Annotated in this window: 1 protein-coding gene (cut by a window edge); it reads left to right on the top strand. The window is 73.9% G+C overall.

All coding sequences use genetic code 11. The features are described 5' to 3' along the window. Positions 1-14,292: the 3' portion of a type I polyketide synthase gene (locus OHS57_RS34330; RefSeq protein ID WP_328584461.1), read on the top strand. Its footprint begins 14,310 nt before the window's first position; 14,292 of the gene's 28,602 nt are visible here — the last part of the coding sequence; its start codon lies off the left edge, out of view; its stop codon occupies positions 14,290-14,292. Positions 14,293-14,305 lie beyond the last annotated feature (13 nt).

The following is a 14,305-nucleotide window of genomic DNA, read 5'->3' on the forward strand; positions in this document are numbered from 1 at the left end:
GTCGCCGAGCAGGAGCGGCTGCTGCTCGAAGTGGTCCGCGCCGAGGCCATGTCCGTGCTGGGCCTCACCTCCGCCGACGCGCTGCCCGACGGGCGCGCCTTCCGTGACGTCGGCTTCGACTCGCTGACCGCCGTCGGGCTGCGGAACCGTCTCGCGTCCGTCACCGGTCTCACGCTGCCGACGACGATGGTCTTCGACTATCCGAGCCCCGCGGCGCTGGCCGGTTTCCTGCGGTCGGAGCTGGCCGGGGCGCAGAGCGCGGCCGGTGCCACCGCGGTCGTCGCCCCGTCGGCCCCTGTCGACGACGACCCGATCGCCATCATCGGTATGAGCTGCCGCTACCCCGGCGGGGTCACCTCGTCGGAGGAGCTGTGGAAGCTCGTCCTGAACGGCGCGGACGCCATCTCCGGCTTCCCCGCCGACCGGGGCTGGGACGCCGAAGGACTGTACGACCCCGACCCCGACCGGTCGGGCAGGACGTACTCGGTGCAGGGCGGCTTCCTGCAGGACGTCGCCGACTTCGACCCGGGATTCTTCGGTATCTCGCCGCGTGAAGCGGTGGCCATGGACCCGCAGCAGCGGCTGCTGCTGGAGACGTCCTGGGAAGCCTTCGAGCACGCCGGGATCGACCCGGTCTCCCAGCGCTCCAGTCTCACCGGGACCTTCATCGGTGCCAGCTACCAGGACTACACCTCCGGGGTGGCCAACGCGGCCGAGGGCTCCGAAGGCCACATGATCACCGGCACGCTCTCCAGCATCCTCTCCGGGCGGGTCTCCTACCTCTTCGGCTTCGAGGGCCCCGCCGTCACCCTCGACACCGCCTGCTCGTCCTCGCTCGTCGCACTCCATCTGGCCTGCCAGTCGCTGCGCAACGGCGAGAGCACCCTCGCGCTCGCCGGCGGCGTCAGCATCATGTCCACCCCCAGCGCCTTCGTCGGCTTCAGCCGGCAGCGGGCGCTCGCGGTCGACGGCCGCTGCAAGGCGTACGCCGAGGCCGCCGACGGCATGACGCTCGCCGAGGGCGTCGGCCTCGTCCTGCTGGAGCGCCTGTCCGACGCCCGGCGCAACGGCCACCAGGTGCTGGCGGTGGTGCGCGGCTCCGCCGTCAACCAGGACGGCGCCTCCAACGGGCTGACCGCGCCCAACGGCCCCTCGCAGCAGCGGGTGATCCGGCAGGCCCTCGCCAACGCGGGGGTGGAGGCCGGGGAGGTCGACGTCATCGAGGGCCACGGCACCGGTACGGCGCTGGGCGACCCGATCGAGGCGCAGGCCCTGCTGACCACGTACGGCCAGGACCGTGACCCGGAGCGGCCGTTGCTGCTCGGCTCGGTGAAGACCAACATCGGCCACACGCAGATGGCCTCCGGTGTCGCCAGCGTGATCAAGATGGTCCAGGCGCTCCAGCACGGCATCGTGCCGAAGACCCTGCACATCGACGCGCCGTCCTCGCACGTGGACTGGTCGTCCGGCGCCATCGACCTGCTGACCGAGCAGACCGACTGGCCCGAGACCGGCCGGCCCCGGCGCGGCGCCGTCTCGTCCTTCGGGCTGAGCGGCACCAACGTGCACACCATCCTGGAGCAGGCGCCCCCGGAGGAGCCGGCCGAGCAGGCCGCGCCCGACCGCGAACCCCGGCCCGGCGTCGTGCCGCTGCTGGTCTCCGCCCGGAGCGAGGCGGCGCTGCGCGCCCAGGCGGGCCGGCTGCTCTCCCTGGTGGAGGAGCGGCCCGAAGCACACCTCACCGACCTCGCCTTCTCGCTGGCCACCTCGCGGTCGAGCCTGGACCGCAGGGCCGCCGTCGTGGCGGAGGAGCGCGACGAACTGCTGCGCGGGCTGCTGGCCCTGCGCGACGGACTGCCGGGCCCCGGCGTGGTCCAGGGCGGCACGGGACGCGGCCGTACCGCGTTCCTGTTCAGCGGCCAGGGCAGCCAGCGCCCCGGCATGGGACGGGAGTTGTACGAGCGGTTCCCCGCGTTCGCGGACGCTTTCGACGCCGTACTGGCCCGGATCGACGGTGAGTTGGACCGGCCGCTGCGCGACATCATGTTCAGCGAGCCGCAGTCGCCCGAGGCCGCGCTCCTCGACAGGACCGAGTACGCGCAGCCCGCGCTGTTCGCCGTCGAGGTCGCGCTGTTCCGGCTGGCCGAGTCGTGGGGTGTGACCCCCGACTATCTGGCCGGGCACTCCGTCGGTGAACTGGCGGCGGCGCATGTCGCGGGGGTGCTCTCCCTGGCGGACGCGTGCGCCCTGGTCGCCGCGCGCGGCCGGCTGATGCAGGCACTGCCCGAGGGCGGCGCGATGATCTCGCTCCAGGCCGCCGAGGACGAGGTCCTTCCGCTGCTGGCCGGTGTCGAGGACCAGGTGTCGATCGCCGCCGTCAACGGCCCGGCGTCGGTGGTCGTCGCGGGAGCCGAGGACGCCGTCGTCGAACTCGCCGCGCGTATCGCCGCCGAGGGGCGCAAGACCAAGCGGCTGCGGGTGAGCCATGCCTTCCACTCGCCGCTCATGGACGCCATGCTCGACGACTTCGGCCGGATCGCGAGCGGCGTCACGTACCACGCTCCGGCCATTCCCTTCGTCTCCGACGTGACCGGCGAACTCGCCACCGACGAGCAGGTGTGCTCGGCGGAGTACTGGGTCAGGCACGTCCGCAGCGCGGTCCGCTTCGCCGACGGCGTGAGCTGGCTCTCCGAGCGCGCCGGTGTGCGTACGTTCCTGGAACTCGGCCCCGACGCGGTGCTCTGCGGCATGGCCCGCGAGAGCCTGCCCGACGCGGCGCGCACCGCGCTCCTTCCGCTGCTGCGCGGCGACCGGCCCGAAGTACGGTCCGTGGTAACCGCGTTGACCGGTGCGCACGCGCACGGTGTCGACGTCGACTGGTCCGCCTTCTTCGCGGACACCGGGGCACGCCGGGTCGAGCTGCCGACCTACGCCTTCCAGCGCGAGCGGTACTGGCCCGAGGCCGCTGTCGAAACGGCAGGACCGCCGACGGCGCAGAACACACTGGACGCCGAGTTCTGGTCGGCGGTGGAGCGGGACGACGTGACGTCGCTCGCCGCCTCGCTCGGCCTGGACGACGACACGGTCACCGCGATGGTGCCGGCCCTCACCGCCTGGCGGCGCCGGCGCGGCGAGGAGTCGGCCGCCGACGCCTGGCGCTACCGCGTCACCTGGAAGCCGCAGAGCGCCGCAGCCGCGCCGGCCGCCCTCTCCGGGCGCTGGCTCGTCCTGACCCCCGCCCGGCTAGAGGACGCCGACTGGTCCGCCGATGTCGTCCGCGCGCTCGGGACGGACACCGTCACGGTCGAGGTCGCCGAGACCGACCGCGCCGCGCTCGCCGCGCGACTGACCCGGACCGGCGAGGAGGAGGGCGACTTCGCGGGCGTCCTGTCCCTGCTCGCCCTCGCCGACTGCGAACGCGCCGCGCACACCGGCGTACCCGTGGCCCTGACCCTGACGACCGCCGCCGTGCAGGCGCTCGGCGACGCGGGGATCGAAGCGCCGCTGTGGAACGTCACCCGGGGCGCCGTCTCCGTCGGCCGCTCCGAACACGCCGTCAGCCTCGACCAGGCCGCCGTCTGGGGCCTCGGCCGTGTCGTCGCACTCGAACACCCCGACCGCTGGGGCGGCTGCGTCGACCTGCCCGAACAGCTCGACTCGCACGCCGCACGCCGGCTGCGCGGCGTCCTGGCCGGCACGACGGACGAGAGCGAGGCCGCCGTACGCGCCTCCGGCGTGTTCGTACGCCGCCTCGCCCACAGCCCGGCGGGACCCGCAGCCGACGGCCGCCGGCTCGACACGTCCGGCACCGTACTGATCACCGGCGGCACCGGCGGCCTCGGCGGGCACCTCGCCCGCGGGCTCGCCAGGGCCGGCGCCTGCCATCTGCTGCTCACCAGCCGGCGCGGCGCGGAGGCGCCCGGCGCCGCCGAACTGCGCGCCGAACTGGAGGAGCTGGGTGCCCGGGTCACCATCGCGGGCTGCGACGCCGCCGACCACGACGCCCTGGCGGATCTGCTCGCCACCGTTCCCGACGACGCGCCGCTCACCGCGGTGTTCCACACGGCCGGAGTCGTCGCCGACAGCGTCGTGGACGCACTGACAGCGGACAACCTCACCCCGGTACTGCGCTCCAAGGTCGTCTCCGCACTCAACCTGCACCAGCTCACCGCCGACCTCGACCTGTCGGCGTTCGTCCTCTTCTCCTCCACAGCGGGCGTCTTCGGCGCCGCCGGGCAGGGCAACTACGCCGCCGCCAACGCCTATCTCGACACGCTCGCCGAATACCGGCGCGCCCACGGTCTGACGGCGCTGTCCGTCGCCTGGGGCCCCTGGGCCGGCTCCGGCATGGTCGCCGACGCCGCCGAGATCGAGAGCCGGGTGCGGCGCGGCGGATTCGAGCCGCTGGCACCGGAGCCCGCCGTGCGCGCCCTGTTCCAGGCCGTCGAACACGACGACACGGCCGTCGCGATAGCCGACATCGACTGGAGCCGCTTCCGTACCGCCTTCGCCGCCACCCGCCCGCTGCCGTTCGTCGCCGACCTGCCCGAGATCCGGCAGGCAGCCGTCGCCGCCGCGGGGACCGCGTCCGGCGAACCCGAGCTGCGCCGGCGGCTCGCGGAACTCCCCGAGGCCGAACGCGGCCGTCACATGCTCGATCTGCTGCGCGCCCAGGTCGCCGCCGTCCTGGGGCACTCCGACGCGAGGAACATCGAGGACGACCGCGCCTTCCGCGACCTCGGCTTCGACTCGCTGACCACCCTCGAACTGCGCAACAGCCTCTCCGCCGTCACCGGGCTCACCCTGCCCGCCTCGCTCGTCTACGACCTGCCCACGCCGAACGAGATGGCGGAGTTCCTGCTCGCCGAACTGCTCGGCTCGCTGCCCGAGACCCCGGCGCTCCCGGCGGCCACCCGGCCTGCCGTGGACGACGACCCGATCGCGGTCGTCGGCATCAGCTGCCGCTTCCCCGGCGGGGTCTCCTCGCCCGAGGAGCTGTGGCGGCTCCTCCAGGACGGCGGCGACGGCATCTCCCCGTTCCCCGCCGACCGGGGCTGGGACATCGACGCCCTCGGCGCCGGCGCTTCCGACACCCTCGAAGGCGGATTCCTCACCGGCGTGGCCGACTTCGACGCCCGCTTCTTCGGCATCTCGCCCCGCGAGGCCCTGGCGATGGACCCGCAGCAGCGGCTGCTGCTCGAAGCCACCTGGGAGGCGCTGGAGCGGGCCGGTATCGACCCCTCGGCGCTGCGCGGCTCCACCACCGGCGTCTTCGTCGGCACCAACGGACAGGACTACCCGACCCTGCTGCGCAGGTCGGCGTCGGACGTGCAGGGCTACGTGGCCACCGGCAACACCGCCAGCGTCATGTCGGGCCGGCTCTCCTACGCGCTCGGCCTCGAAGGCCCTGCCGTCACCGTCGACACCGCCTGCTCGTCCTCGCTGGTCGCCATGCACTGGGCGGGCAAGGCACTCAGCTCGGGGGAGTGCTCGCTGGTGATCGCGGGCGGCGTCTCGGTGATGTCGAGCCCCGACTCCTTCGTCGAGTTCAGCCGCCAGGGCGGCCTCGCCCCCGACGGCCGGTGCAAGGCGTTCTCCGACAGCGCCGACGGCACCGCCTGGTCCGAGGGCGTCGGCATTCTCGTCCTGGAGAGGCTTTCCGACGCCGTACGCAACGGGCACGAGGTGCGCGGCGTCATCCGTGGCACCGCCGTCAACCAGGACGGCGCGTCCAACGGACTCACCGCCCCCAACGGCCCCTCGCAGCAGCGCGTCATCCGGCAGGCGCTCGCCGACGCCGGACTCGCCACCACCGACATCGACGCCGTCGAGGCGCACGGCACCGGTACCACCCTCGGCGACCCGATCGAGGCACAGGCGCTGCTGGCCACGTACGGACAGGGCCGTGAACACCCGCTGCTGCTCGGCACGGTCAAGTCCAACATCGGCCACACCCAGGCCGCGGCCGGTGTCGCCGGGGTGATCAAGATGCTGATGGCCATGCGGCACGGCACCCTGCCGAAGACACTGCACGCCGACACCCCCTCGGGGCACGTCGACTGGTCGGCGGGGGCCGTCTCGCTGCTGCGTGAGCCCGCGGACTGGCCGGAGACCGGCCGGCCGCGCAGGGCCGGTGTCTCGGCCTTCGGCGTCAGCGGTACGAACGCGCACGTCATCGTGGAGCAGGCACCAGCCGTCGAACAGCCCGCCGCGGAGCCGGAGACGGCGGCCCCCGCCGTCGCGCCGACACTCGTGCCGTGGATCGTCTCCGGCAGGACCCGCGACGCGCTCCAGGCCCAGATCGACCGGCTCACCGCCTACGCGGCCCCGCACAGCGGGCTCTCCGCCCTGGATGTCGGCCACTCGCTCGCCTCGGACCGTACGCTCTTCCCGCACCGTGCCGTACTGCTCGCGGGACCGGACGGCGTACGGGAGGCCGCACGCGGCGCCGCGAGCCGCGCCCCCGGCAGGACCGCGTTCCTCTTCTCCGGCCAGGGCAGCCAACGGGCCGCCATGGGACGGGAGTTGTACGAGCGGTTCCCCGTCTTCGCCGAGGCCCTCGACGCGGTGCTCGCCCATCTCGACACGGAGCTGAAGTCCCCGCTGCGTGAGGTGCTGTTCGCCGAACCGGGTACCTTCGAGGCGGAGTTGCTGGACGAGACAGGCTGGACCCAGCCGGCCCTCTTCGCCGTCGAGGTCGCGCTGTTCCGGCTGCTGGAGTCGTGGGGCATGACCCCGGACTTCGTGGCAGGACACTCGATCGGTGAGATCGCCGCAGCGCACGCTGCGGGCGTCTTCACCCTGGCCGACGCCTGCCGGCTGGTCGCCGCGCGCGCCTCGCTGATGCAGGCGCTTCCCCAGGGCGGCGCGATGGTCGCTGTGCAGGCCACCGAGGACGAGATCACCCCGCTGCTCGGCGACGACGTCTCGATCGCCGCGGTCAACGGGCCGCAGGCGCTCGTCGTGGCCGGCACGGAGGAGGCCGTCCAGGTGATCGCCGACCTGATCGCAGCCGACGGCCGCCGCACCCGGCGGCTGCGCGTCTCGCACGCCTTCCACTCGCCGCTGATGGACCCGATGCTCGCCGACTTCGCCCGCGTCACCGAGAGCCTGGCGTTCGACGAGCCCCGTATCCCCGTCGTGTCGAACCTGACCGGCCGGCTCGCCACGGCGCGGGAACTGGCCTCGCCCGCCTACTGGGTACGGCACGTGCGGGAGGCCGTCCGGTTCGCCGACGGTGTCCGCACCCTGCGGGACGCCGGGGTCTCCACCTTCGTGGAACTCGGCCCCGACGGTGTGCTGTCGGCCATGGCCCAGCAGAGCCTGGAGGGCGTCGAACCCGCCCCGGCCGTGGTGCCGCTGCTCCGCAAGGACCAGGGCGAGGAAGCGGCCGTGACCGCCGCGCTGGCCACCCTGCACACGCACGGCGCAGGACCGCGCTGGTCCGCGTACTTCGCCGGTACCGGAGCGTCCCGCGTCGAACTGCCCACGTACGCCTTCCAGCGCGAGAGGTACTGGCCCGAGCCCGCGGTCGTGGCCGCCCTCGGCGGGCCTGACCCGGTCGACGCCGAGTTCTGGTCGGCCGTGGAGCGCGCGGACCTGGAGTCGCTGGCCGCCTCGCTCGATCTGGACGGCGACACCGTCACCGCCATGGTGCCCGCGCTGTCCGCGTGGCGCCGCCGCCGCGGCGAGCAGTCGGCGGGGGAGAACTGGCGCTACCGCGAGACCTGGACACCGCTCACCGCACTCCCCGCGAACGCGCCCGCCACGGCAGCGCCGTCCGGCGACTGGCTCGTCATCGTGCCGGCCTTCGACGCCGACGACACCTGGACCTCCGCCGCCGTCACCGCACTCGGCGCGGGAGCGGTACGGGTGGAGGCCGACCCGTACGACCACGCGGGGCTGGCCCAGCTGCTGACGACGGCGCGCGGCGAAGGGACCGGTTACGCCGGTGTCGTGTCGCTGCTCGCCACCGCCGCCCCGGACACGGCGGGCGCCGGGGCGCACCTGCCGCCGGACCTCGCCTGGCCGACCGCACTGCTGCGGGCGCTCGACGGGGCGGGCATCGACGCACCGCTGTGGTGCGTCACCCGCGGCGCCGTCTCCACCGCCGCTTCCGACCCCCTGCTGAACGCGGGACAGGCCACCGTATGGGGCCAGGGCCGGGTCACGGCACTGGAGCACCCCGACCGCTGGGGCGGCCTGGTCGACCTGCCGGAAACCGTCGACGACGGGGCGGCCGCGGCCTTCGCCGCCGCCCTGACCGGCCAGGACGGCGAGGACCAGATCGCGGTCCGCGCCACCGGCGCCCTCGGGCGCCGGCTGAGCCGTACGGCACCGGACCCGGCGGGCGGCTCGTGGCAGCCCACCGGCACGGTCCTGGTCACCGGAGGTACGGGCACGACGGGCGGCCTGGTCGCCCGCTGGCTGGCCCGCGAGGGCGCCCAGCACCTCGTACTGACCACCCGCGACGAGCCGGAGCCGGCGGACGCCGCCGCGCTCGAAGCCGAACTGACCGCGTTCGGCGCCACCGTCACCGCGGCCGTCTGCGAGGTGTCCGACCGCGAAGCGCTCACCGCGCTGCTGGCGGCGATACCCGACGACAGGCCGCTGACCGCCGTCGTCCACGCCGAAGAGGCCGCCGACGACACCACAGAGCCCGGCTCCGGACCAGCTGCACTCTCCGCGGCGCTGGCCGGAGTCGTCCAACTCGACGCCGTGCTCGGCGACCGGCCCCTGGACGCGTTCGTCCTGTTCGGCTCCGTCGCCGGAGTCTGGGGCGTCCGCAGCCAGGAGACACCGGCCGCGCTCGGCGCTTACGCGGACGCCGTCGCCCGGCAGCGCCGCGACCGGGGCGCCACCGCCCTGTCCGTCGCCTGGGGCGCCTGGACGGACACCGTGGACCGGGCGACCGCCGCGCACCTGCGGCTGAACGGACTGCCCGTCATGGCCGCCGACGCCGCGCTGGCCGCCCTCGGCCGTACCGTCGCCGACGGCGAGAGCGCCGTGACCGTCGCCGACGTGGACTGGGCGACCTTCGCCCCCGCCTTCACCGCGAGCCGCCGCAGCACCCTGCTGGCGGACATCCCGGAGGCCCGCGCCGCGCTCACGGCGGCCGAACACGACCGCAGGGACGAGGAGTCCGCCGCCGGGAGCTACCGGCAGGAACTGCTGGCACTGCCCGACACCGAACGGGCCGACGCGCTGCTCTCGCTGGTCACGGAGAAGGTCGCCACGGTGCTCGGCCACACGAGCGCCGACGCGGTCGAGTCCGACCTGCCGTTCCGCGACCTCGGCTTCGACTCGCTGACCGCGGTCGACCTGCGCAACCAGCTCATGACGGCGACCGGCCTCAGCCTGCCGGCCACCCTCGTCTTCGACCACCCGACCCCGGCCGAACTGGCAACCCGGCTACGGACGTTGCTGCTCGGCGAACTGCCCGACGCCGCGGCGCCCGTGGCGGCGTCCGGGCACATCGGCGACGACCCCGTCGCGATCGTCGGCATGGCCTGCCGCTACCCCGGAGGCGTCGGCTCGCCCGAGGACCTGTGGAAGCTCGTCACCGAAGGGACCGACGCTGTCGGTGAGTTCCCCACCGACCGCGGCTGGGACCTCGACACCCTGCTCGGCGGCGGCGGAGAGGGCGGCCGGGGCCGCAGCGCCACCGGCAACGGCGGCTTCCTCCACGACGCGGCCGACTTCGACCCCGGTCTTTTCGGCATCTCGCCCCGCGAGGCGATGGTGATGGACCCGCAGCAGCGCATCGTGCTCGAAGCCGCCTGGGAGGCGCTGGAGCGGGCCGGCATCGACGCGGCGACCCTGCGCGGCAGCGCGACCACCGGCGTCTACGTCGGCGGCGGCAGCGGCGACTACCGGCCCCCGACGGAGTACGGACAGTGGGAGACCGCCCAGTCGGCGAGTCTCCTCTCCGGCCGGCTCGCCTACTCCTTCGGCCTCCAGGGGCCCACGGTCTCGGTGGACACGGCCTGCTCCTCGTCCCTGGTGGCACTCCACCTGGCCGCGCAGGCACTGCGCTCGGGCGAGTGCTCGATCGCGCTGGCCGGCGGAGTCACCGTCATGGCCACCCCGGTGGGCTTCGTGGAATTCACCGCCCAGGGCGCCCTGTCCACCGACGGCAGGTGCAAGGCGTTCTCCGAAGAGGCGGACGGCACCGGCTGGGCCGAGGGCGTGGGCATGCTCGTCGTCGAGCGGCTCTCCGACGCCCGGCGCAACGGCCACCACGTCCTCGCGGTCCTGCGCGGCTCCGCCATCAACCAGGACGGTGCCTCCAACGGACTGACAGCGCCCAACGGACCGGCGCAGCAGCGGGTGATCAGGCAGGCACTCGCCAACTCCGGCCTGGCGCCCGCCGATGTGGACGCCGTCGAGGCGCATGGCACGGGCACCAAACTCGGTGACCCGATCGAGGCACAGTCCCTGCTCGCCACCTACGGCCAGGACCGCGACCCGCAGCGCCCCGTGCTGCTCGGCTCGCTCAAGTCCAACATCGGTCACACCCAGGCCGCTTCGGGCGTCGCCGGGGTGATCAAGATGGTGATGGCGATGCGGCACGGCACCCTGCCCAAGTCGCTCCACGCCCAGACACCGTCGTCGCACGTGGACTGGACGGCGGGTGCCGCCCGGCTGCTCACCGAACCGGTCGCCTGGCCGGAAGCGGGCCGCCCGCGCCGCGCCGGGGTCTCCTCGTTCGGCGCCAGCGGTACGAACGCACACGTCATCCTGGAACAGGCACCGGAGACCGACGCCGCCGCCCCGGCTCCCACCGCTCCCGAAGGGGCCGAAGAGGCCGCACGCGAGCCGGGCACGCTGCCGGTGCTGCTGTCCGGCAGGACCGAGAGCGCGCTGCGCGACCAGGCCCGACGGCTGCTCGCCCACGTGACGGCGCACCCGGACACCGCCCTGACCGATCTGGCCTTCTCCCTCGCGACCACCCGCTCCACCTTCGAGCACCGGGCCGCCGTCTCCGTGACCGGGGGCGAGGGTCTGCTCGACGGGCTCGCCGCCCTCGCCGGAGGCAGCGCCGTCCCCCAACTGGTCGAGCACCACGTGGAACGGGTCGGCAAGCGCGCGTTCCTGTTCTCGGGACAGGGCTCGCAGCGGCTGGGGATGGGCCGGGAGCTGTACGGCCGGTTCCCCGCCTTCGCCGACGCGCTGGACGCCGTACTGGCCGAGCTGGAAGCCCAGTTGGGCCGCTCGCTGCGGCATGTCATCTGGGGTGACGACGCCGACCTGCTGAACGGGACGGGCTCTGCCCAGCCGGCGTTGTTCGCGATCGAAGTGGCGTTGTTCCGGCTGGTCGAGTCGTGGGGTGTGATCCCGGACTTCGTGGCGGGGCACTCGATCGGTGAGATCGCCGCTGCTCATGTGGCCGGGGTGTTCTCACTGGCGGACGCGTCGCGTCTGGTGGTGGCGCGTGCTTCGTTGATGCAGGCGCTGCCTGCCGGTGGTGCGATGGTCGCGATCCAGGCCACGGAGGACGAGGTACTGCCGCTGCTGGTCGACGGCGTCTCGGTCGCGGCCGTCAACGGGCCTTCCTCGGTGGTGATTTCGGGTGACGAGGACGCGGCTCTGAAGGTCGCCGCGCACTTCGCGGAGCAGGGCCGTAAGACCAGCCGGCTGCGGGTCTCGCACGCGTTCCACTCGCCGCTGATGGACCCGATGCTGGACGAGTTCCGCGCGGTGGCCCGGAGCCTGACCTTCGAGGCGCCCCGGATCCAGCTGGTGTCGAACCTGACCGGCGCCCTGGCGACCGCCGACGAGCTGTGCTCGCCCGACCACTGGGTACGGCACGTCCGCGAAGCCGTCCGATTCGCCGACGGGGTAAGGACGTTGGCGGACCGAGGCGTCACCACCTTCCTGGAACTGGGCCCGGACGCGGTACTCGCCGCCATGGCCCAGGAGTCGGCGCCCCAGGGCGCGACGGCCGTGCCGGTCCTGCGCGAGGGCCGCGACGAGGAAGCGACCCTGGTCGCCGCAGTCGCCCGGCTGCACGTCCTCGGGGCGGGCCCGAGGTGGTCCGCGTTCTTCGCCGGCACCGGCGCCCAGTGGGTCGACCTGCCGACGTACGCCTTCCAGCGTGACCGGTTCTGGCCGGACTCCCTGCCCGGCGCGACCGTACCGGCCGCCGCCCCGCAGGAGTCCGACGCGACGGACCGCGCGTTCTGGGAAGCGGTGGAGCAGGAGGACTTCAGCTCCCTGGAATCCGTCCTGGACATCGAGGGCGACACACTGTCGAAGGTGCTGCCCGCGCTCCTCGACTGGCGTAGGAACCGCCAGGACGAGTCGGTCGTCGAGAGCTGGCGGCACCGCATCGTATGGAAGTCACTGGCCGGCGCCAGTACCGCCAACCGCAAGCCCCTGAGCGGTACATGGCTCGCCGTGGTGCCCGAGGAACACACCGAGGACGCCTGGGTCGCCGCCGCGCTCGACGCGCTGGGCACCAACGTCGTACGGGTACCGGTGGCACCAGGACCGCAGGACCGGGCCGCGCTGGCCGGCGAGCTGCGCGCCCTCGCCGAGCAGACGGCCGCCGAGGACGGCGCGCCGTTCGCCGGGGTCGTCTCGCTCCTCGCGCTGCGCGACACCGTGCCGGGCAGCGTGCCCGAGGGCGTCGCCCTCACCGCTGTGCTGCTCCAGGCGCTGGGTGACGCCGGGATCGACGCGCCGCTCTGGTCCGTCACCCGGGGAGCCGTGTCCGTGCACCGCACGGACACACCACGCAACCCGCTCCAGGCCGCCGTGTGGGGCCTGGGCCGGGTCGCGGCGCTCGAATACCCCGAGCGCTGGGGCGGTCTGATCGACCTGCCCGAGCGGCTGGACGAGCGTACGGCCGCAGGCTTCGCCGGAGCGCTCGCCGGGACGGAAGGCGAGGACCAGATCGCCGTACGGGCCTCCGCCGTCCTCGCCCGACGACTGGTGCGGGCCCCCGGCAAGCAGCCCGCCCGCGCATGGGACCCGAAGGGCACGGTACTGATCACCGGTGGCACCGGCGCCCTCGGCGCCCATGTGGCCCGCCGGCTGGCCAGGGACGGCGTTCAGCATCTGGTGCTGCTCAGCCGCCGCGGCCCGGACGCACCGGGCGCCGAGGCCCTGCGGGACGAACTCGACAAGCTGGGCGCCGATGTCACCGTCGCCGCGTGCGACGTCGCCGACCGCGCCCAACTGGCCGCCGTACTCGCGGACATCCAGGCCGAGCACCCGCTGACCGGCGTGGTGCACGCGGCCGGGGTCCTGGACGACGGGGTGCTCGACCGGCTCACCCCCGAGCGGTTCGAGGCGGTGTTCCGCGCGAAGGTGACCTCGGCCCTGCTGCTCGACGAGCTGACCCGCGAGCTCGACCTCACGGCCTTCGTGCTCTTCTCCTCCGCGTCGGCCGCCGTCGGCAACCTCGGCCAGGCCAACTACGCGGCGGCCAACGCGGTGCTCGACGCCGTGGCCGAGCGGCGCAGGGCACTGGATCTCCCGGCGACCTCGATCGCCTGGGGAGCCTGGGGCGGCGGCGGGATGGCCGAGGGAGCCGGCGCCGACGAAGCGGCCAAGCGCGCCGGGGTCGGCGCCATGGACCCGGAGCTGGCCTGCGAGGCACTGCTCAGGCTGGTCATGGAGCCCGAGCCGACCGCAGTGGTCGCCGAGGTCGCCGTCGAGCGTTTCGTGGGTGCCTTCGGCGCCGCCCGGCCGAGCGCCCTGCTCAAGGAGTTCCCCGGATACCGGGACATGCTGGCGGCGCGGGCCGCGGCGCCCGGGAGCGGCAAGGACGAACACGGCCTGCGGGACCGGCTCATGGGCCTGCCGGCGGGCCGGCGCCTGGACGTCGTCGTGGACCTGGTCCGTACCCGGGCCGCCCAGGTACTGGGTTACCCGGACACCGAAGCCGTCGGCGCCGAACGCTCCTTCCGCGACCTCGGCATCGACTCGCTCGGAGCCGTCGAGCTGCGCAACCAGCTCAACGCGGCGACCGGCCTGAGCCTCACGGCGACACTCGCCTTCGACCATCCGACCCCCACGGCCCTCGCCGAGCATGTGCTCGGCCAACTCGTCCCCGACCAGGGCCCCGAAGCACACACCGACGCACAAGAGACCGAGATCCGGGCCCTGCTGGCCTCCGTACCGCTCGCGCGACTGCGGGACATCGGCGTACTCGAGCCGCTGCTCCAGCTTGCGGAACGGGGCGGGGCAGCCCCGGCGGAGGACGGCGAACCCAAGGAGTCCATCGACTCGATGGACGTGGCTGACCTGGTGCGGGCCGCGCTCAACGGCCAGTCCGACCTGTAGCGCGAGAGTGACG

Source organism: Streptomyces sp. NBC_00370 (assembly GCF_036084755.1).
GTDB lineage: Bacteria > Actinomycetota > Actinomycetes > Streptomycetales > Streptomycetaceae > Streptomyces.